Below are 20,082 nucleotides of genomic sequence, written 5' to 3'. Positions count from 1 at the left end.
GGTGCGCGGCGCTGTTCAGGCGCCTGGCGGGCGTGGCCAGGGCCGTTGCGGCCCACGGATCAACTCGAAGGCGCGCGAAACCTTGAGCACGCCCAGGTCGTCGAAGCGCTGGCCCGCGATCTGCAGGCCGATCGGCAGGCCGCCGCGGCTATAGCCGCAGTTGATCGAAGCGGCCGGCTGCTCCGACATGTTGAACGGCACTGTGAAGCCGATGTGCTCCAGCGGCCGCAGCGGGTCGTTGGTGGGCGAGGGCAGCTCGGCCGCCACGGGCAGGTTGGGCGCCGTGGGCGAGATCACGTAGTCGTACTTGGCGCAAGCCGACACTGCCGCCAGGCGCGTGGCGTGGAACTGGCTGAACGCGCGGAAGACATGCTCGCCGCTGAAGCCGGCCGCGCTTTCGGCCCATGCGCGGATGTAGGGCAGCACCTTGGCGCGCCGGTCCGCGGGCAGGGCGTTGATGTCGACCAGCGAGCGCATGCGCCAGAAGTGGTCCATCCCATCGAGCATGGCCTGCGACATGAACGGCTGCAGGACCTCGACCGAGGCGCCGGCGCGCTCGAACAGGCGTGCCGCCTCCTCGACGGCCGCGCGGATCTCGGCATCGACTGCCAGCCCGCAGCCCGCATCGAGCAGGAGGCCGATGCGCAGCCCGCGCAGATGCTCTGCACCCGCGTCGAAGGACGACCAAGCGAGATCCTGCGGCGGCAGGCTCATGCTGTCGCGCGCGTCCGGCTGGGCGAGGACCTGCATCATGAGGGCGGCATCGGCGACGCTGCGCGTCATGGGCCCGGCGGCGCGGCCCATGTAGGGCGGGTCGATCGGGATGCGGCCCAGGCTGGGCTTGAGCGTGAAGATGCCGCACCAGCCGGCAGGCAGCCTGAGAGACCCGCCGATGTCGGTGCCGATGTGCAGCGGGCCGTAGCCGGCCGCCGCTGCGGCACCGGCGCCGGCGCTGGAACCGCCCGGTGTCTTCGTCAGGTCCCAGGGATTGCGCGCCAGGGCATGGAAGCTCGACAACCCGGACGACAACATGCCGTAGTCGGGCATGGTGGTCTTGGAAACGATCACCGCGCCCGCTTCCTTCAGCCGCGCCGCCGGCGGCGCGTCAGCCGCGGCGGGGCGCAATTCGACGGCGGCCGTGCCGGCAGGCAGGGGGTCGCCGCGGGTGGCGATGTTTTCCTTGATCGTGGTCGGCACGCCATCGAGCGGACCCAGCGGCTCGGCGCGCCGCCAGCGTGCCTCGGAAGCGCGCGCCTGCTCGAGCGCGGCCTCCGGACGCAGCAGCCAGGTGGCCTGCAGGCTCGGCTCCCAGCGCGCGATGTGGTCGAGCACGGCCTGCGTGACCTCGACCGGGGAGAGGCTGCCCGTCCGATAGGCGCCGGCCAGTTCGTGGGCCGACAGGTCGTTCAGCGGCGAGCTCACGACCAGGACAGCGCGGCAAGGTCGTTGACGAAGATCGGGCTTTCCTTCCACAGCCCCTTGACGCCCTTCTTGGCGACGCTGGGGAATTGGGGCTGGTAGAGGAATCCGTTCGCTGCGTCGGTGGCGAGCAGCTTTTGCGCCTCACCCAGCAGCTTGTTGCGTTCGGCTTCGTTGGCGGTTGCCTTGATCTTGGCGTAGAGCGCGGTGAATTCCTTGGACTCGTAGCCCCAGTAGTAGTCCGGCTTGGCGTAGTTGCCGAGGTCGAAGGGTTCGACATGCGACACGATGGAGAGGTCGTAGTCGTGCGGCCCCCCGTAGGTGTTGCTGAGCCACTGCGCCCATTCGACGTTCTGGATCTTCACGTTGATGCCGATCTTGGCCAGCTCGGCCGCGATCACTTCGCCGCCTTGGCGCGCGTAAGGCGGCGGCGGAAGTGTCATCGTGAGTTCGAGCGGCGTTTTCACGCCCGCTTCGGCCAGCAGCTTCTTGGCTTTGTCCACGTCGTACGGATTGATGGCCGTGGTATCCACGTAGCCGGGGGCGCCGGGCACGTAGTGGCTGCCGATGGGCGTGCCGAAGCCGTCCGCGGCGCCCTCGATCACCGCCTTGCGGTCGATCGCGGCCAGGATGGCGCGGCGCACGCGCACGTCGTTGAGCGGCTTCTTCCTGCTGTTGATCGCCAGGATGGTCTTGGCGCGCGAGCCGCCCTGGATGACCTGGAACTGCGGATTGTTTTTGAACTGCGCTACCGCGCGCGTGCCGATGGGCTTGAACACGTCGACATCGCCCGCCATCAGCGCTGCAGCCTGCGCGGCGGTGTCGGAGATGAACCGGAACGTGACGCGCCGGAGCTTGGCTTCGGCCGGATTGCGGTAGCCGTCCCACTTGCTCAGGACGACCGAAGAGCCCTTGGCCCAACTGTCGAGCTTGTACGGACCGGTGCCGACGGGTTTGGTGGCGTTGGTGTCGACGCTCTTGGGCTCGACGATGATGGCGGTTGCCTGGCCCAGCAGAAAAGGCAGGTCGGGATCGATCTCCTTGTTGATCAGCACCACCGTGTTGTCGTCGACCACCTGCGTGCTCAGGTTGGCAAAGGTGCGCTTGTCCTTGTTGGTGCTCTTCTCGGCCCCGGCGCGGTCGAACGCGAACTTGACGGTCTGCGCATTGAAGGGCTCGCCGTTCTGGAACTTGACGCCGCGGCGCAGCTTGAAGGTGTAGGTCTTGAGGTCGGGCGAGACCTCCCAGCTCTCTGCCAGGAGCGGCGTGACCTTGCCGTCGGCGTTGATCTTGGTCAGCGTCTCGTAGACGTTGTAGTGGGTGATTTCCGCGATGGCGGACGCTGCGCCGGTGGTCGGGTCCAGGCCCGGCGGCTCGAGCGTCATGCCGATGACCAGCGTGTCCTTGCGACCCTGCGCCAGCCCCGCCTGTGGAAGGGCGAGCGGCACGGCGGCGAAGGCAGCGGTGGTCAGGAGGGTGCGGCGTTTCAACATGGTCGAGGCTCCGGGCAAAAAAGCTGAGAAGGGGGAATCCGACGTTACATCATGAGAGCGCGGCGCGTGCTCGGGACAAGCACCTGCTCAGGCAGGGGCCGCCGAGGGCTCCGCGCGCGGCACGGCCGCGAGCAGGGCTTGCGTGTACGGATGCTCGGCATGTGCAAACAGGTGCTGCGGCGCACCGCGCTCCACGACGAGGCCGCGGTGCAGCACGCAGACCTCGTCGCACAGGTGGTTCACCACCGCGAGGTCGTGGCTGATCAACAGGTAGCTGATGCCGAACTTCTGCTGCAGCTCCTGCATCAGGTTCAGCACCTGGGCCTGCACCGAAACGTCGAGCGCGCTCACCGGCTCGTCGGCGACGATGAGCTTGGGCCGCGTGATCAGCGCCCGGGCAATCGCGATGCGCTGGCGCTGGCCACCGGAGAACTCGTGCGGGTACTTGTCGAGGTCGCCGCTGCGCAGGCCCACGGCCGCCAGCGACTCGCCGGCACGCTCGCGCTGTTCGGCGCGGCTGGTCCTGGCCAGCGCCTCCAACGGCTCGGCGACGATGCGCGACACGGTCTGGCGCGGATCGAGCGAGCCGTAGGGGTCCTGAAAGACCATCTGCACATCGCGGCGTGCGCCGCGCAGCCCATCCACGGACAGGGCGTGGAGGTCGCGGCCGAGCAGCTTCACCGTGCCGGCCGTGGGCTTGTCGAGCGCCATGACCAGGCGCGCGATGGTCGACTTGCCCGAGCCGGATTCGCCGACGATCCCCATGCTGCGCCCGGGCTGCAGGCTGAAGCTCACGCCGTTCAGCGCCTTGACGGTGGGCGGCGGACCGAAGAGGCGCTCGCGCGGCATCGGGTAGTGCCGCACCAGGTTGTTCACCTCGAGCAATGCCGTCATGCCCGCGCTCCTTCGGCGATCACATCGCCCAAGCGGATGCAGCGCACTTCATGGCCGTGCGGCATGGGCGTGGGCGGCGGCCGCGTTGCGTGGCAATCGTCGATGGTGAAGCGGCACAGGCCGGCGAAGGGGCATCCGCCCGGCAGGTCGGCCAGGTCGGGAACACTGCCGCGAATGGTCGCCAGCTTCTGCCCGCGCGGCGCGCCGAGCGCTGGCCGGGCGGCAAACAACCCCTGGGTGTAGGGGTGGGCACGCTCGGCGAAGACGGCGGCCGTGGGCCCGCTCTCGACCACGCTGCCGCCGTACATCACCAGCATCTTCGAGACGTTCTGCGCGATCACGCCCAGGTCGTGCGAGATCAGGATCAGCGCCATGCCGCGTTCGGCCACCAGGCCCTGGATCAACTCGAGGATCTGCTTCTGGATGGTGACGTCGAGCGCGGTGGTGGGCTCGTCGGCGATCAGCAGGTCGGGTCCGCAGGCCAGGGCCATGGCAATGCCGATACGCTGCCGCTGCCCGCCCGAGAACTGGTGCGGGTAGGCGTCGAGGCGCGAGGCCGCGTCCGGAATGCCGACGCGCTCGAGCAGGGCCAGCGCCTCCTTGCGGGCGCCGGAGCGCGACAGGCCGCGGTGCAGGCGCAGCGGCTCGCCGACCTGGCGGGCGATGGTGTGGACCGGGTTCAGTGCCGTCATGGGCTCCTGGAAGATCATGCCCATGCGGTTGCCCCGGATCTCGCACATCGCGCGCTCGGGTAGGCCGACGAGCTCGGTGCCGTCGAAGCGGATGCTGCCTGTGACTTTGGCGCTCGCAGGCAGCAAGCCCATCAGTGACTGCACGGTGATCGACTTGCCGCAGCCGGACTCGCCGACGATCCCCATCGTTTCGCCGCGTTCGAGCGTGAAGCCGATGCCGCGCACCGCTTCGGCCGGGCCGCGCTGCGTCTGCAGCTGAACATGGAGGTCGTCGACTTCGAGCAGGGGCATGTCGGTAAGAGGTCAGCGGGTGCGCGCGAGGCGCGGGTCGAGCAGGTCGCGCAGGCCGTCGCCCAGCAGGTTGAGGCCGAGTACCGCCAGCGCAATCGCCATGCCCGGCCACACGGCCAGCAAGGGAGCCTGGAACATCATGGTCTGCGCCTCGCTGAGCATGCGGCCCCACGAGGGCTGCGGCGGCTGGGTGCCAAGACCGAGATACGAGAGGGCGGCTTCGGCCAGAATCGCGATCGCGAAGCGGATGGTCGATTGAACGATCAGCACTGCCGAGATGTTGGGCAGCACGTGCTGCATCGTGATGGCAAAGGCGCCTTTTCCGCAGGCGCGCGCTGCGGCGACGTATTCGCGTGACCAGATCGCGTTGGCCGAGGCGCGCGTGATGCGCGCGAAGGTCGGGACGTTGTAGATGCCGATTGCGATGATCGCGTTGACGATGCCGGCGCCGAACACCGCTGTCATCATGATGGCCGAGAGGATCGCCGGGAAGGCCATCGAGAAGTCGGCGAAGCGCATGATGGCTTCTTCCACCCAGCCGCGGCGCGCGGCGGCCAACAACCCGAGCGCCGTGCCGACCACCAGGCCGATGCCGACCGCAATCACGCCCACCAGGATGGAGGCACGCGCGCCCACCAGCAGCAGCGAGGCCACGTCGCGCCCGAAGGTGTCCGTGCCCAGCCAGTGCGCAAACGTCGGCGGCTTGAGCTTGTTGGCGATGTCCATCTCGTAGGGCGACCATGGCGTCCATACCAGGGAGACGGCGGCGGCGAGGACCAGCAGCAGCGTGAGCACGCCGCCGATGGCAAAGCTGCGGTGCCGCATCGCGCGGCGCCAGAAGCCGGGCACCTTGAGCGCGGCCGCGCTCGGGACTTGTGCGGGGAGCGCGCTCATATGTCGGAGGCCTTGATGCGTGGATCGATCACGGCGTAGAGCACATCGACCACGAAGTTGACGATGACCACCATCGCCGCCAGCAGCATCACGCAGTTGCGCACCACGATCAGGTCGCGGTTGCTGATGGCCTGGAAGATCAGCCTTCCGAGCCCCGGAAGGTAGAACACGTTCTCCACCACGATGGTGCCGGCCAGCAGCTCGGAGAACTGCATGCCCATCACGGTGATCACCGGGATCAGCGCGTTGCGCAGCACATGCGTCCACAGCACCGCCCGCTGCGAGACGCCCTTGGCGCGCGCGGTGCGGACGAAGTCCTCACGCATCACCTCGAGCACGGCCGAGCGCGTGATGCGAGCCAGGATCGCGGCCTGCACCACGGCCAGCGAGAGGGCAGGCAGGAGCAGCGCCTTGAGCCCGGCGAGCACGCCGTCGTTCCAGCCCTCGAAGCCGCCGGCCGAGAACCATTGCAGCTGCACCGAGAAGACCAGGATCAGCAGGATCGCGAACCAGAAGTTGGGAATGGCGATGCCCACCTGCGTCAGCCCCATCAGGCCGACGTCGCCGAGCTTGTTGTGGCGCGCGGCCGCGGTCACGCCGACCAGCAGGGCGAGCACGGTCGTGAGGGCCATGGCGAACAGGGCGAGCGGCACGGTGAGCGCGAGGCGCTCGAGGATCAACTCCATCACCGGCGTGCTGTAGGCGTAGCTGTCGCCGAGGTTTCCCGTGAGCAGGCCGCCGATCCACTGCCAGTAGCGGGTCCAGGCCGGCTGATCGAGCCCCAGCTTGGTGGCGAGAGCCGCCACCGCCTCGGGCGAGGCGTCGGGACCCATGAGCATCTGCGCGGCATTGCCGGGCAAAATTTCGAGTACGAGGAAGACGATGACCGATGCACCGACGAGGGTGGCGATCAGCGTCACGAAACGCTTGAACAGGAAGAGGCTCACTGGAAATACCTTCGCCTTCGGCTGCGGTGCTGTTGGCCTTGGGAACGGCCGTGCGGCTCATGGGGCGGGCCGCAGCATAACCCGGCTGACGCAATGAGCGTGCCGGGGCAATGTCGACCTCCATGTTCGACGCTTCCCTCATCACTGCCCCCACAGGGGGCTTCGGCCGCCTTGGGGCGGCCCGGCAGCGGCCGACCGATAATCCGAGCCATGGCCCTCATGATCACCGACGAATGCATCAACTGCGATGTCTGCGAGCCGGAGTGCCCCAACGATGCGATCTACATGGGCGAAGAGATCTACGAGATCGATCCGCACAAGTGCACCGAGTGCGTAGGCCATTTCGACGAGCCGCAGTGCGTGCAGGTGTGCCCTGTGGCTTGCATTCCCAAGAACCCTGCCCATGTCGAGTCGCAAGAGACCCTGTGGCAGAAGTTCGAGCGGCTGGCAGCCGCCAAGGGGGCGGGGGCCGAAGGCAAGCCCCCCGAGGCGGCGCAGGCCTAGCTTTTCTCGCCGCTGCTGCGTCCGGCCTTTTCGGCCTTCTCCGCTTTCTTCTTTGCTGTGGCCACCGGGTCATGGGCGCTGAAGTAGCCGGGGTCTTTCTTGCTCTTCTTCTTTTTCTTCGCGCCGTCGGGATCGGCATCGGCCGCGGATTTCTGCGCTGGCGGCCTGCTGTCGATGAGCGTCGCATGGCGGCCGGGTTGCGACTTTTCCTGCTGCAGGCGCTCGCGTTCCAGCCGGTCGCCTGCGATGCGGGCCTCGCGCGTGGAGTCGTCGGCCTCCCGCTTCTGCCCGGCACCGCGCGTGTCGCCGAGCGCGAGTGGCTTGCCGTCCGGGCAGGGTTGGTCGCTGTAGGTGTTGCCGCAGCGCCAGGCGGCCGTGCCCGCCGCTGTCGGGGGTGCGGCCCACGAGGCGCAGGCCGCCATTGCCAGGACGATGATCCCGTGTGTCGAGTTCTTCTTCATTCTTCCTTCTCTCCCTTTCGTTTCAATGGTTCGCTCAGGCCGGAGCGGACGGGCCGCCTTCCCCAGGCTCTCGGCGCGGCGGTTTGGGACGCGGCGGTTTGCTCGTGTGGATAAGCAGCGTCGCCTTGTCCATTTCGCCGGCGACCAAGGCAGGGAAGGCGTGAAGGGTGCGGGCGATCGCGTCCTCGATCGCCTCGCGTTGTTCCTTGAGCGGCTTCTTCAGCACCCAGCCGACCACCTCGGACTTCACGCCCGGGTGGCCGATGCCCAGGCGCAACCGCCAGTAGTCGTCAGTGCCCAGTTGCGCATGGATGTCGCGCAGCCCGTTGTGGCCCGCATGGCTGCCGCCTCGCTTGAGCTTCGCCTGGCCGGGTACCACGTCGAGCTCATCGTGCACGACCAGGATCTCGTGGGGCTCGATCTTGAAGAAGCGTGCGAGCGCAGCCACCGACTTTCCGGAAAGGTTCATGAAGGTCTGCGGCTCGAGCAGCCACACCGGTTGGCCACCCATTTGCATGCGCGCCACCAGGCCGTGGTAGCTGCGTTCCGGCACCAGCGTGAGCTTGCGGTCGCGTGCGAGCGCATCGATCCACCAGAAGCCCGCGTTGTGCCGCGTGGCTTCGTACTCGGGGCCGGGGTTGCCGAGGCCGACGAACAACTTGATCATGGGGCGGAATTATCGGCGCCACTGCACGCCAAAAGAAAACGGCCCGCGCGTGGCGGGCCGTAGTGGCGAAGCAGGCCCGAGGCGGTTACTTCTTCTTGGCGGGCGCGGTCTTGGCGGGCGTCTTAGCGGCCGCTGGCGCCGCGCCTTCGGCAGCAGCGCCTTCCGCAGGCGCGGCCTCTTCCGCGACCAGCGGCGACACGGCCGAGACCACCACCGGGTTGCCCTTGCCGTGGCTGATGTACTTCAGGCCCTTCGGGAGCTTGATGTCGCTGACGTGCAGCGTGGCGTTCTTGGTGAGGCCGGAGAGGTCCACTTCGATGAACTCGGGCAGGTCAGCCGGCAGGCAGTTGACTTCGATTTCGGTCATCACGTGGTTCACCAGGTTGTGATCCAGCTTGACGGCGGTGGATTCTTCTTCACCCTTGAAGTGCAGCGGTACCTTGACCGTCATGCGGGTGCGGGCATCGACGCGTTGGAAGTCCACATGCTGAACCATGGGGCGGAAGGGGTGGTACTGCACGTCGCGCAGCAGCACCTTGCTCGTGGCGCCACCGACTTCCATCTCGAGAATGGAAGAGTGGAAGGCTTCCTTCTTGAGGGCATGCCACAAGGCGTTGTGATCGAGCTCGATCAGCTGGGGCTGGCCTTCACCCCCGTAGACGATACCCGGCGTCTTGCCCGAGATGCGGAGACGGCGGCTCGCACCCGTGCCCTGCTTGGCGCGCTCGTAAGCGACAAATTTCATGACTCACTCCTGTGGAAGTCGACCGCGACCAGTGCGACTCCGGTTTCAAAAAGGGCGCCACGCAGGGCGCCCGGCTTCTTGCTCAGGCCCTGGACACCTCTCAGAAGAGGTTTTCCTGGTCCGAGAACAAACTCATGACCGACTCCCCCTTGGCAATACGCTGGATCGTTTCGGCGATCAGCGGCGCCACGGAAAGCTGGCGGATCTTGGCGCATCCTGTCGCACCATCGTTCAGCGGGATCGTATTGGTCACGACCACTTCGTCGAGCGCGCTGCCCTTGGCAATGCGCTCGATGGCCGGGCCGGAGAAGATCGGGTGCGTGCAGTAGGCGTACACCTTCTTGGCGCCGCGTTCCTTGAGCACTTCGGCCGCCTTCACCAGCGTGCCGGCGGTGTCGATCATGTCGTCCATGATCACGCAGTTGCGGCCATCGATCTCGCCGATCACGTGCATGACTTCGCTCACATTGGCGCGGGGACGGCGCTTGTCGATGATGGCGAGGTCGCAGTTGAGCTGCTTGGCCAGTGCGCGGGCACGCACCACGCCACCGACGTCGGGCGAGACCACGATGAGGTCTTCGTAGTTCTGCTGGCGCAGGTCGCCCAGAAGAACCGGCGAGGCATAGATGTTATCGACGGGGATGTCGAAAAAGCCCTGGATCTGGTCCGCGTGCAGGTCCATCGTCAACACGCGGGCCACCCCCACGGTCTCGAGCAGATTGGCCACCACCTTCGCAGAGATCGGCACCCGGCTCGAGCGCGGACGGCGGTCCTGGCGCGCATAGCCGAAGTAGGGGATCACGGCACTGATGCGCTCGGCAGAGGCGCGCTTGAGCGCGTCGACCATGATGAGCAGCTCCATCAGGTTTTCGTTCGTTGGCGCGCAAGTGGACTGGACCACGAACACGTCGCGCGCACGCACGTTCTGGTTGATCTCGACAGTGACTTCACCGTCCGAGAAGCGGCCGACGCGGGCGGCGCCCAGCGAGGTGCCGAGGTTGTGTGCGATCTCGGCGGCAAGGCCCGGGTTGGCATTGCCGGTGAAAACCATGAAATCAGGATGGTGAACCTGCATGAGCGTCCCGGCAAAAAAGGAAATGGCCCGTTCGAGGGGCCGCCAATACTCTCGTGAACGTGAAGATTTGGCAGGGGAGAAAGGATTCGAACCTTTGCATGCTGGAATCAAAATCCAGTGCCTTAACCAGCTTGGCGACTCCCCTACACGGGTTGGCGGCCGGAGCCACCCACCGATATATGTCGCATCAGACCACAAAAGTGCTCTGACTTTCTAGACCGCCCAACCCGCTAGGGGATGAATGGCCAGATTGCTGCACTTGCGAAGCTGCCAACCCGAGGGCGCATCGGCCAGTTCCACATCATGCGGCATCGCTGCAAACACCGAGCTCCCTGAACCGGTCATGCGAGCCTCGAGACCCTGGCTACCGAGCCACTCGATGGCATCGGAGACCGCGGGACAGAGCCTTTCAGCGACCGGCTGCAGATCGTTGCGTCCGAAGTAGAGACTCTTGATCTCGCCTCCATCTCGCCCGGCATGTGCAGCAAAGCCAGAAATTATAGCAGCGGGCGTGGCGCGTTGAAGTTCCGGCGCTGCAAAAATGAGACGAGTGTCGAGGCCCTGGGCCGGCTTGACAACGACGAAGCGTCCCGGCGCCACATCGATCGGCGTGATCTGCTCCCCGATGCCTTCGACCCAGGCGTTGTGCCCGCGCAGGAAGAAGGGCACGTCGGCCCCGAGTGCAAGGCCGATCTGCTCCAGTTTCGACAACGGCAGGTCGAGGCCCCAGAGGCGGTTGAGCGCGAGCAGGCACGTGGCTGCGTCCGAGGACCCGCCTCCCATGCCGGCTTGCGCCGGCACGCGCTTGGCGATGCCGATGTGGGCGCCCTCGGGGACTGCGGCAAAAGCCTGCAGCGCCTTGGCGGCGCGCAGCACCAGGTCATCTTCCGGCAGCGGTGTCGTGAGGTCTTCCCGTGTCAGGCGGCCGTCGCTGCGCTTCTCCAGGTTCAGGGTGTCGCACCAGTCGATCAGCATGAACACCGACTGCAGCAGGTGGTAGCCATCCGCGCGCCGGCCGGTGACGTGCAGAAAAAGGTTGAGCTTGGCCGGGGCCGGAAGATCGTAGAGCGCCTTCATGCCCGTTCGAAGACGATGCGCAGATCCGCTCGCGGCTGCGGCGACTCGCGCGTGGCCTGCAGGCGCCCGTCGCCGATTCGGGAAAGGTCCGGCCGCCAGCCGGGCACCCGGTCCTCACGCCCGGCCAGCCAGCCGAACAGCGCGCCCACCGGGATGACGGCGCCGGTTGCGGCCTCGATCAGCGCGTCGACGGAGTCGAAGCGCAGCGTCTGGCTTCCGTTCTTCAGCAGTGCCTCCCGCGGGGACCAATGCAGTTGCGCCAGCGTATTGCCGATCGGACTCGTGAGGACGAGTTCACCGGCCTGCGGGGCGCCACGAAGTTCGAACAGTGCGGAGAAGGTCTGCACCGGTTCGCTGTCGACGCGCAGCGAAAGCCTGCCGCTCCAAGCCTGCCCGGCGTCTGCGTCCTTGGACGGGCCTCCAGGGCTGGCGCAACCCGCGGCCAGCAGCAGGCCGGCCCAGCCAGCGCATAGGACGAGACGGCGGTTCAAAGCTTCACGCGCAGACGCTTGAGCGTCTCTTGCAAGGTCTCGTTCTCGGAATCGACCAGGTAGGCCTCCTTCCAGATCGACATAGCGCGATCGCGCTGACCCTTGGCCCACAGGACTTCGCCAAGGTGCGCACCGATCTCCGGGTCGGGTCGGCGCTTGTAGGCGGTCTCGAGGATGCGCATGGCTTCGTCGGTGTTGCCGAGCCTGAACTCGACCCAGCCGAGGCTGTCGGCAATGAACGGGTCCTCGGGTGCGAGCTGCACGGCCTTCTTAATCAGGGTGCGCGCTTCCTCGAGGCGGATCTTTCGATCGGCCAGCGAGTAGCCGAGCGCGTTGTACGCGTTCTGGTTGTCAGGCTTGAGCTCCATCAGGCGGCGCAGCAAGCGCTCCATCTCGTCGAGCCGGTTCAGCTTCTCGGCCACCATCGCCTTGTCGTAAATGAGGTCCGTGTCCTCGGGCTTGGCCGAACTGGCCTGCGCCAGCATGTCGTATGCGGCCTGGTACTGCTTGGCATCGCGCAGCAGTTGGACTTCGGCCATGAACTTCTGCTTCTTGTCTTCCTCGGTACGCTCCGGCAGGGACCGGACCAACTCACGCGCCTGCGGCAGCTTGCCCTGGCGGGCCAGCAGCGCAGCACGTCGTGTCTGCGCGCCTGCCAAGTCCTCGGTGCTGTCGATGCGCGACAACCAGTGCTCGGCGCCGACGAAGTCCTTGCGGCGCTCAGCCAGCTGCGCCAGCAGCAGGAAGGCCTGCGTCTGGCCACGTTTGCGCGCTTCGGCATCGGGCTGCGCGTCCTCCATGGTGACGTAGCGCTTGAGCGAGGTCTCGGCCGCTGCGTCCTGGCGTGCCTGGGTCTGCAGGCTTCCCAGCAGCAGCCAGGGTTCGGGGAGCTCCGGGCGCGCGGCGGTCAGCGCGGCGAGTTCGGCGGTGGCATCGGTGTAGCGGCGGCCTTCCACCAGCACGCGGGCGTAGGCGATGCGCATCTCGGGCTGGACCTTGGGTCCGGCCAGGTAGCGCTTGACCAGCGCCTCGGCCTCGGGCTGGGCGGGGTCCACCATTTCCAGGGCGAGCATTGCCGGTCCGTCCGCCGAGGGATCGATCTCCTGGCCTTTGCGCGCTGCTTCCAGCGCGCCGGGTGCATCACCGGCCGCCAGCCGCAGTCGACCCACCGTGGCCCAGGCGGCGCCGCCGGTCGCCGGGGTCGTGAGTTCGTCGGCAAGCGCCTGTTCGACCACCGAGACCGCCAGCTTCTTGTCGGTGGCGCGGGCATAGTGGCGAGCGATGACGGCCATGAGGAAGGGCCGCTCCACCTGTGGCGTCGCTGCCAGCTCGGCCTTCAGGGGTTCGACGGTCTCGCTGATCCGGTTCAGCGCGACCAGGATCTGCAGCTCGAAGCGTCGCGCCTCGCGCGAGTCGGGCAGACTGTCTTTCCAGGCGCGCGCCGCGGCGAGCGCGGCATCGCCGGAACGTGCCTGAAGTGCGATTTCCACGGCACGCTGGAACAGCTTGGCATCACGCGAGCGGCGCGCGGCGTCCAGCACCAGCGCGTAGCCCGAGCCCGGATCGCCCGAGCGCGCCGTGAGTTCGCCCATCAGCACTTCATAAAAGAGCTCGGCCGTCATCGCCGAGGCCTGCGCCTTGTCTTCGCGCTGTGCTGTGGCGGCAGCGGTCGTCACAGGCGGGGCCGCTGGTTCGATGAGCGGAGCGGGGCTGGTCGGTGCCGCCGGGGCGGGCGTCTGGGGCTGCGCCTGCGCGCCCAGCGAGAGGAAGGCCAAGAGCGCGGCCGCCGCAAGGCGGGATCGGCGGAGCGAAGGGGTCATCGAGCCATAATAATCCAAGGTTTTCGAGCAACGGCTGCACGGGGGCTTCGATCTCTCCTTGTTTTCATGTCGGCCTTTCTCCATGCCTGAACTACCAGAAGTTGAAGTGACGCGGCGCGGCTTTGCCGAACGGATTGCTGGTGCGCGCATCGAAGCCGTGCGCCTGGGCAAGCCGCTGCGCTGGGCCTTGGCGGCGGATCCAGCAACACTGGTGGGGCGCACGGTGCGCGCCGTTCGCAGGCGTGGCAAGTACCTTCTGGTCGACATGGATCCGGGGCTGCTGCTGATGCATCTGGGCATGTCCGGCAGCCTGCGCTTCGACATGCCACTGCCCGCGCCCGGCATCCACGATCATTTCGACATGGTGACGTCCCGCGGGACCCTGCGGCTCAACGACCCTCGGCGCTTCGGTGCGGTGGTGTACGTGGAGGACGAGGCGGCGCCACTGGCGATCAAGCTGTTGGGTGGACTCGGAATGGAGCCGCTCGACCCGTCCTTCGACCTCGATCGTTTCCATGCGGGCCTGCGCCGGCGCAAGGCCTCGATCAAGCAGGTATTGCTGGCCGGCGACGTCGTGGTGGGCGTCGGCAACATCTACGCCTCCGAAGCGCTGTTTCTGGCCGGCATCCGTCCGAGCTTGTCCGCTTCCCGCCTCAGCCGTCCGCGGGCGGCGCGGCTGCATGCGGCGGTGCGGGACGTCCTGGCGCGGGCGGTCGAGCGCGGCGGTAGCACCCTGCGAGATTTCTCCAATGTGGACGGACAGAGTGGCTATTTTCAGCTGGAAGCGACGGTCTACGGGCGTGCCGGCGAGCCCTGCAGGACCTGTTCCACCCCCGTTCGGCAAGTGCGGCAGGGCCAACGATCGACATATTTCTGCCCGAACTGCCAAAAGTACTGAAAGCCCGGCAGACTACTGGCACGCCACCGCCATGCGGGTGCTAATATTTGTAAGCAACCCTTACACACCTTGACTCGCTCATTCAATCAGCAATTCGACCAGCACGGCGCCTGGCGGCGCAACTTCGCGCACCGCCTCAAATGGTTGGCCCGCTGGCTCGACGAGAACGAGCTGCTCGACCAGAGCGTGGCCGAGCGTCTGCGCGAACTCGAATCGCAAATGCGCACCAGCAAGGTCATGGTCGCCTTCGTGGCCGAGTTTTCACGTGGCAAGTCCGAGCTGATCAACGCGATCTTCTTTGCCGCGTACGGCCGCCGCATCATGCCGGCGAGTGCGGGCCGCACGACGATGTGCCCCACCGAGCTGGGCTACGACGCCGGCGTCGCGCCCTGCCTGCGGCTGTTGCCCATCGAAACCCGGCTGGAGCCGCATTCGCTCGCTCATTGGCGCGACAAGGCCGAGCACTGGACCGAGATCCCCATCGACGTCGAAGACGCCGAGCAGCTCTCGCAGACCATGAACAAGGTCGCCGAGGTTCGGCGCGTGCCGCTGGCCGAGGCGCGCTCGCTGGGCTTCTGGAGCGACGAATCGCCCGACGACAATCCCGTGCCCGACGGTGAAGGCCAGGTCGAGATCCCGCGCTGGCGCCATGCGCTGCTGAACATGCCGCACCCTTTGCTCGAGCAGGGGCTGGTCATCCTCGACACCCCGGGCCTCAACGCCATCGGCGCAGAGCCCGAGCTGACGGTCAGCCTGATTCCGCAAGCCCATGCCGTGGTCTTCATCCTCGCGGCGGACACGGGGGTGACCCGTTCCGACCTCGCCATCTGGCGCGAGCACCTCATCACCGAGGGCGATCCGGGCGAGACCCGCATCGTGGTGCTCAACAAGATCGACACCATGTGGGACACGCTGAGCACGCCGGCCCAGATCGATGCCCAGATCCAACGTCAACGCAAGGGCGCCGCGGAGCTGCTGGGCGTGCCGCTCACGCAGGTGCTTCCGGTGTCGGCGCAAAAGGGCTTGCAGGCCAAGATCCGGCGCGACGTGCCTTTGCTGCAGGCGAGCCGCCTGCCCGCCCTGGAGTCCGTGCTCGGCGAGGGGCTGCTCGGCAAGCGTGAGCGCATGCTGCGCCTGGCGGTCGATGCCGGCATTTCTGCCTTGCAGGCCGAGGCGGCGCGCATCCTCAAGGTGCGCCAGCGCGACCTGTCGGAGCAGGCGCTCGAGCTGCAGGGCCTGCGCGGCAAGAACGTCTCGGTCATCCGCCACATGCGTACCCGCATCGAGCAGGAGCAAGCCGAGTTCGAGGGGAGCAACACCCGCATCCTGGCGCTGCGTTCGGTACAGGGAAAGCTGCTGCGCGAGGTGTATGCGGTGCTGGGCAGTACTGCGCTCAAGGCCGACATGGCTCGCCTGTCGTCTTCTCTCAAGCGCCCCGGCATCAAGTTCAACGTGCGCAAGGTGTACGGTGCGACCTTCGACGCACTGCGCAACAACCTGCGCGAGGTGCAGGCGACCACCGCCGAGATCCAGTCGATGCTGCACGCCACCTTCCGGCAGCTCAATGCCGAGCACGGCTTCGCGCTTCAGGCGCCGGCCGAGCCGGACTTGACTGGCTTCCAAGAGCAGCTGAGCCAGATCGAACGCAGCCACATTCACTATCTCGGCATCGGCAACGTCCTGAAGCTGGCGCAACCCGACTTCTGCGACAAGCTCGTGCGCGCGCTGGCAAGCCGGCTGCGCGTGGTCAACGAGGCTGCCATGACCGAGGTCGAGCGCTGGAGCAAGGGCGCCGGCGCCCAGCTCGACACGCAGCTGAAGGAGCGCCGCCGCAACTTCACCAAGCGCATCGAGACCGTCGAGCGCATCCAGAGTGCCGCGGGCAACCTTGACGAGCGCCTGGCCGAGCTCGCCACTCAGGAGGCAGGCTTGGCCGAGCTGCACGTGCGCCTGCGCGAGTTCACCGCGCTGCTGACGAGCAACGAGGCGCCCTCCGCGGCTGCCGCGCGCGGCGAACTCAGTGCCGCTTGAAGGCTGGAAATCCGCGGGCCTGGGGCTGCCCGAGGACTTCGCCGCGCGCGTCGTTGCATGGCAGCGCAGCCACGGGCGCAGCGAGCTGCCGTGGCAGAACACCCAGGACCCGTACCGCGTGTGGTTGTCCGAAGTCATGCTTCAGCAGACCCAGGTCTCGACCGTACTGGGCTACTTCGCCCGTTTTCTAGAGCGCTTTCCGACGGTGTCGGCACTGGCCGCCGGCAGCGAGGACGAGGTTCTCGGCCTTTGGAGCGGCCTGGGCTATTACAGCCGCGCGCGGAACATGCACCGGTGCGCCCAGGAGGTGGTCTCGCGCTTCGGCGGCGTTTTCCCGCGCACGGCCGCCGAGCTGCAGACGCTCCCGGGCATCGGCCGTTCCACTGCTGCCGCCATCGCCGCATTCTGCTTCGGCGAACGTGTCGCCATCCTCGACGGCAACGTCAAGCGCGTGCTGACGCGGGTGTTGGGCTTCGAAGGCGACCTGGCGTCCGCGGCACAGGAAAAAGTGCTGTGGGACCTGGCAACGGAATTACTGCCCCCGCCTACCCAAAAGAGCGCCATCGCCGGCTACACGCAAGGCGTGATGGACCTGGGCGCAACCGTCTGCCTGCCACGCAAGCCCAGCTGCATGATCTGCCCGGCCAGCGAGCTGTGCGTGGGGCGGCGGGCGGGCACGCCCGAGCGCTTTCCGGTCAAGACGCGCAAGCTGCGGCGCAGCGCCCAGTCTCTTTGGATGCTGAAGGCGCTCGACACGAAGGGGCGTGTCTGGCTTGAAAAGCGTCCGTCGCGCGGGATCTGGGCCGGCCTCTACTGCCTGCCGGTCTACGAAAGCCGCGCCTTGCTGCTGGACGAGCTCGCGCCCGATGCGCAAGGTGCCGCCCAGGACGATCCGGCCTTCCTGCATGTGCTCACGCACAAGGACTTGCACCTGCACCCGGTGTCAGTGGCATACGCGGCCGAAAGCCCGCCGAGCGGATCGGGGCGCTGGTTCGAGGCCGGCGAATGGCGGGCATTGGGCTTGCCGGCGCCCGTGCGCAAGCTGCTCGCGGCCGACGACTAGCCCAGGGCGTCCAGCTCCCGGTGCCGCTTGAGGGCGGCCCAGCGTGTGCTGAAGCCGCGGGCCAGCTGTTCGACCAGGAAGACCGAGCGGTGCTGCCCGCCGGTGCATCCGATCGCCACCGTCACATAGCTGCGATGGTCGCGTGCCAGCGCATCAAGCCAGCGATGAAGGAATTGCTCGATATCGCCTTGCATGCGCGCAACGTCGTCGTGCTCGCGCAGCCACTCGATGACGGGCACGTCGCGGCCTGTCAAGGGCCGCAGCGCGGGCACGTAGTGCGGGTTGGGAAGCATGCGCACATCGAACACGTAATCGGCGTCGAGAGGTACGCCGCGCTTGAAGGCGAAGGATTCGAAAACCAGCGTGAGCGCACTCTCGGGCGCGGCGATCAGCGCCTTGATGTAGCTTTGCAGCTGAGCTGGCCGAATGATGCTGGTGTCGATCACGTCCGCACCATCGCGCAGCTCGGCCAGCAACTCGCGTTCAAGCTCGATGGCCTGCACGAGGACGCGCTGCTGCTCGGGAACATCCGTGCGGCCGTCCTGGCGCGACAGGGGATGCCGGCGGCGCGTTTCCGAATAGCGGCGCACCAGCGCGTCGGTGGTCGAGTCGAGAAACAGCGAGCGCAGCGACACGCCCTCGTTTCGCAGCCGTTCCAGCTGCTGCGGAACGAGGGGCAGCGAAATGCCGCTGCGCACATCCATGGCGATCGCGACGCGTCCCGCCTGCTGCTCGCGCCGCAGGGCGACGAAGGGCACGAGGAGCTCGGGCGGCAGGTTGTCGACGCAGTAGTAGCCTGCATCTTCGAGTGCGTGCAGCGCGACGGACTTGCCCGAGCCCGACATGCCGGTGATCAGCACCAGCTCCAGGCCCAACGGAGTACCGTCGCCGTCGGCTGCGGTGCTGTTCGCATCGGGAGCGGGCATGCGGCTCACGCAGAAACCTCCGGTGTCTTGCTGCCCAGCATTTCTCGCGCGTGCGCGAGCGAGGTCTGCGATACGCGCTCGCCACCCAGCATGCGGGCGATCTCGCGCGTGCGGCTGTCGCCATCGAGCACCGAGACGTTGCTCTCTGTTCGGATGCCGCCCTGGCCTTTCGCGCTCGTCTGCTGCTTGGCGACCAGCAGGTGATGATCGGCGCACGCAGCGACCTGTGGCAAGTGGGTGACTGCCAGCACCTGGCGATCGCGGCCCAGCTGCTTCATGAGGCGGCCCACTGTCTCGGCCACCGCGCCGCCGACCCCGGCATCGACCTCGTCGAAGATCAGCGTCTGCGCGGCGCCGAGCTGGCTGGTGGTGACCGCGATCGCCAGCGCGATGCGCGAGAGCTCGCCGCCGGAGGCCACCTTGCCGATCGCGCGTGGCGTGCTGCCTGGGTGACCTGCAACCAGGAAGGCCACGTCCTCCAGCCCATGGCGGGCGGGCTCGGCCAGCGTCTCCAGCGAGACCTCGAAGCGCCCGCCCAGCATGCCGAGGCCCTGCATGGCCTGGGTCACGGCCTGTGCCAGCCGCGGGGCCGCCTGCTTGCGTGCCTTGCTCAGCGTTTTGGCGGCCTTCCGGTAGGCCTGTTGCGCCGCAGTCTCGGAGCGCTCCAGCGTTTCCAGGTCACTTTGGGCATCCAGGGCCTGCAGATCGGCCTGCCAGCTCGCGAGCAGCGAGGGCAGCTCGGCCGGCGTGCGCTTGTAGCGGCGGGCGAGCGACATCCACAGGCCCATCCGCTCGTCGAGTTCGGCAAGCCGCTGCGGGTCCGTGTCGGCCTGGCGCAGATAGCCGTGCAGGGAATGCGCGGCATCGGAGGCCTGGGCCACGCTCGAGGCCAGCACTTCGCCCAATTCCTTGAAGGCCGGCTCGATGTGCTCGCAGTTCTGCAGCAGTGTGGCGGCCCGGCTCAGCGCTGCCAGCGCACCGCTCTCGTCGTCTTCGAGAGCCCCGCAGGCGCCCTCGGCGGCGTCGATGAGCGCCTGCGCGTTGGAGATGCGGGTGTGGCTCGCCGAGAGCTCTTCCCATTCGTCGGCACCGGGGGCCAGCTTCATGACCTCTCCCACCTGCCATTGGAGGCGTTCGCGCTCGCGCTGCAGCGAATCCTGGGCCGAGCGCGCCTTGTCCAACGCTGCGATGGCCTGGCGCCACCCTTGCCAGGCCTGCGCTACGGCCGCAACAGCATCTTCGGCGCCAGCATAGGCGTCGAGCAGCCGGCGCACCGCCTCGGGACGCGTCAGGCTTTGCCAGGCGTGCTGGCCGTGGATGTCGAGCAGGCGGTCGCCAAGCTCGCGCAGCTGCGTCGCGGTTGCCGGGCTGCCGTTGATCCAGCCGCGGCTGCGGCCTTGGAGATCGACCGTCCGACGCAGCAGCAGTGCATCGCCGGCTTCGAAACCGCCTTCGTCGAGCCAGGCGGCGAGCGCAGGCTCGGCATCGAACTCGGCGCTGACGTCGAGGCGCTCCGCGCCTTCGCGCACCGCGCCGGCATCCGCCCGATTGCCAAGTGCCAATTGCAGCGCGTCGATCAGGATCGACTTGCCGGCGCCGGTCTCGCCTGTCAGCACCGTGAAACCGCCGGTCAGATCGAGTTCGAGGGCGCGCACGATCACGAAGTCGCGCAAGGCAATGCGTCGCAGTGCCAT

19 protein-coding genes and 1 tRNA gene are annotated in these 20,082 nt (G+C 67.4%); 4 read left to right on the top strand and 16 right to left on the bottom strand.

The window, feature by feature from the left end; all coding sequences use genetic code 11:
• Window positions 1–15 precede the first annotated feature (15 nt).
• From E5CHR_RS25545 to E5CHR_RS25520, 6 genes are all read right to left on the bottom strand, one after another.
• Window positions 16–1,422: an amidase gene (locus E5CHR_RS25545; protein ID WP_443083096.1), complete on the bottom strand. Its 1,407-nt coding sequence runs from the start codon at window positions 1,420–1,422 to the stop codon at window positions 16–18.
• Window positions 1,419–2,912 (bottom strand): ABC transporter substrate-binding protein, encoded by a 1,494-nt coding sequence (locus E5CHR_RS25540; RefSeq protein WP_162582418.1) that lies wholly within the window; start codon window positions 2,910–2,912, stop codon window positions 1,419–1,421. The genes E5CHR_RS25545 and E5CHR_RS25540 overlap by 4 nt, the downstream gene beginning before the upstream one ends.
• Before the next feature lie 87 nt (window positions 2,913–2,999).
• Window positions 3,000–3,806 (bottom strand): ATP-binding cassette domain-containing protein, encoded by an 807-nt coding sequence (locus E5CHR_RS25535; RefSeq protein ID WP_162582417.1) that lies wholly within the window; start codon window positions 3,804–3,806, stop codon window positions 3,000–3,002.
• Complete coding sequence (locus E5CHR_RS25530) at window positions 3,803–4,789, bottom strand: ABC transporter ATP-binding protein (RefSeq protein ID WP_162582416.1); 987 nt, start codon at window positions 4,787–4,789, stop codon at window positions 3,803–3,805. The genes E5CHR_RS25535 and E5CHR_RS25530 overlap by 4 nt, the downstream gene beginning before the upstream one ends.
• 12 nt (window positions 4,790–4,801) lie before the next feature.
• On the bottom strand, window positions 4,802–5,683 hold the full coding sequence (locus tag E5CHR_RS25525) for an ABC transporter permease (protein ID WP_162582415.1): 882 nt from the start codon (window positions 5,681–5,683) through the stop codon (window positions 4,802–4,804).
• Window positions 5,680–6,630, bottom strand: coding sequence for an ABC transporter permease (locus E5CHR_RS25520; protein WP_162582414.1), 951 nt, complete (start codon window positions 6,628–6,630; stop codon window positions 5,680–5,682). Before E5CHR_RS25520 ends, E5CHR_RS25525 begins: the two co-directional genes overlap by 4 nt.
• A 210-nt stretch (window positions 6,631–6,840) precedes the next feature.
• On the opposite strand from E5CHR_RS25520, the gene E5CHR_RS25515 reads away from it, so the two are divergent.
• Window positions 6,841–7,134: a YfhL family 4Fe-4S dicluster ferredoxin gene (locus tag E5CHR_RS25515; RefSeq protein ID WP_162582413.1), complete on the top strand. Its 294-nt coding sequence runs from the start codon at window positions 6,841–6,843 to the stop codon at window positions 7,132–7,134.
• Here the strand turns inward: E5CHR_RS25515 and E5CHR_RS25510 are convergent.
• From E5CHR_RS25510 to E5CHR_RS25475, 8 genes are all read right to left on the bottom strand, one after another.
• On the bottom strand, window positions 7,131–7,595 hold the full coding sequence (locus E5CHR_RS25510; RefSeq protein ID WP_162582412.1) for a hypothetical protein: 465 nt from the start codon (window positions 7,593–7,595) through the stop codon (window positions 7,131–7,133). The genes E5CHR_RS25515 and E5CHR_RS25510 overlap by 4 nt on opposite strands.
• 34 nt (window positions 7,596–7,629) lie before the next feature.
• On the bottom strand, window positions 7,630–8,262 hold the full coding sequence (pth, locus tag E5CHR_RS25505) for an aminoacyl-tRNA hydrolase (RefSeq protein ID WP_162582411.1): 633 nt from the start codon (window positions 8,260–8,262) through the stop codon (window positions 7,630–7,632).
• Between the two features lie 85 nt (window positions 8,263–8,347).
• On the bottom strand, window positions 8,348–9,007 hold the full coding sequence (locus E5CHR_RS25500; protein WP_162582410.1) for a 50S ribosomal protein L25/general stress protein Ctc: 660 nt from the start codon (window positions 9,005–9,007) through the stop codon (window positions 8,348–8,350).
• A 100-nt stretch (window positions 9,008–9,107) separates the two neighbouring features.
• On the bottom strand, window positions 9,108–10,082 hold the full coding sequence (locus tag E5CHR_RS25495; protein ID WP_162582409.1) for a ribose-phosphate pyrophosphokinase: 975 nt from the start codon (window positions 10,080–10,082) through the stop codon (window positions 9,108–9,110).
• Window positions 10,083–10,150: 68 nt separating this feature from the next.
• Window positions 10,151–10,227, bottom strand: a tRNA-Gln gene (locus tag E5CHR_RS25490).
• Window positions 10,228–10,295: 68 nt separating this feature from the next.
• Entirely contained in the window at window positions 10,296–11,159 is an 864-nt protein-coding gene (gene ispE / locus E5CHR_RS25485) for a 4-(cytidine 5'-diphospho)-2-C-methyl-D-erythritol kinase (RefSeq protein WP_162582408.1), read from the bottom strand.
• Entirely contained in the window at window positions 11,156–11,650 is a 495-nt protein-coding gene (locus E5CHR_RS25480; RefSeq protein WP_162582407.1) for a lipoprotein insertase outer membrane protein LolB, read from the bottom strand. Before E5CHR_RS25480 ends, ispE begins: the two co-directional genes overlap by 4 nt.
• Window positions 11,647–13,470 (bottom strand): tetratricopeptide repeat protein, encoded by a 1,824-nt coding sequence (locus E5CHR_RS25475; RefSeq protein WP_162582406.1) that lies wholly within the window; start codon window positions 13,468–13,470, stop codon window positions 11,647–11,649. The genes E5CHR_RS25480 and E5CHR_RS25475 overlap by 4 nt, the downstream gene beginning before the upstream one ends.
• A gap of 82 nt (window positions 13,471–13,552) precedes the next feature.
• Between E5CHR_RS25475 and mutM the strand changes: the two genes are divergently transcribed.
• The 3 genes from mutM to mutY all read left to right on the top strand — a co-directional run bounded on the left by mutM (window position 13,553) and on the right by mutY (window position 17,462).
• On the top strand, window positions 13,553–14,368 hold the full coding sequence (mutM, locus tag E5CHR_RS25470; protein ID WP_162582405.1) for a bifunctional DNA-formamidopyrimidine glycosylase/DNA-(apurinic or apyrimidinic site) lyase: 816 nt from the start codon (window positions 13,553–13,555) through the stop codon (window positions 14,366–14,368).
• Window positions 14,369–14,437: 69 nt separating this feature from the next.
• Entirely contained in the window at window positions 14,438–16,399 is a 1,962-nt protein-coding gene (locus E5CHR_RS25465) for a dynamin family protein (protein ID WP_162582404.1), read from the top strand.
• A complete protein-coding gene (gene mutY / locus E5CHR_RS25460) occupies window positions 16,389–17,462 on the top strand; it encodes an A/G-specific adenine glycosylase (protein WP_443083095.1) in 1,074 nt (357 codons plus the stop codon). The genes E5CHR_RS25465 and mutY overlap by 11 nt, the downstream gene beginning before the upstream one ends.
• On the opposite strand, the gene rapZ is transcribed toward mutY, so the two are convergent.
• Complete coding sequence (rapZ, locus tag E5CHR_RS25455) at window positions 17,459–18,337, bottom strand: RNase adapter RapZ (RefSeq protein ID WP_162583900.1); 879 nt, start codon at window positions 18,335–18,337, stop codon at window positions 17,459–17,461. The two genes, mutY and rapZ, sit on opposite strands and share 4 nt — an antisense overlap.
• Window positions 18,338–18,393: 56 nt before the next feature.
• On the bottom strand, window positions 18,394–20,082 hold the full coding sequence (recN, locus tag E5CHR_RS25450; RefSeq protein ID WP_162582403.1) for a DNA repair protein RecN: 1,689 nt from the start codon (window positions 20,080–20,082) through the stop codon (window positions 18,394–18,396).

This window comes from Variovorax sp. PBS-H4 (assembly GCF_901827205.1).
Classification (GTDB): Bacteria; Pseudomonadota; Gammaproteobacteria; order Burkholderiales; family Burkholderiaceae_C; genus Variovorax.
This window is presented reverse-complemented; position numbering and strand designations above follow the sequence as displayed.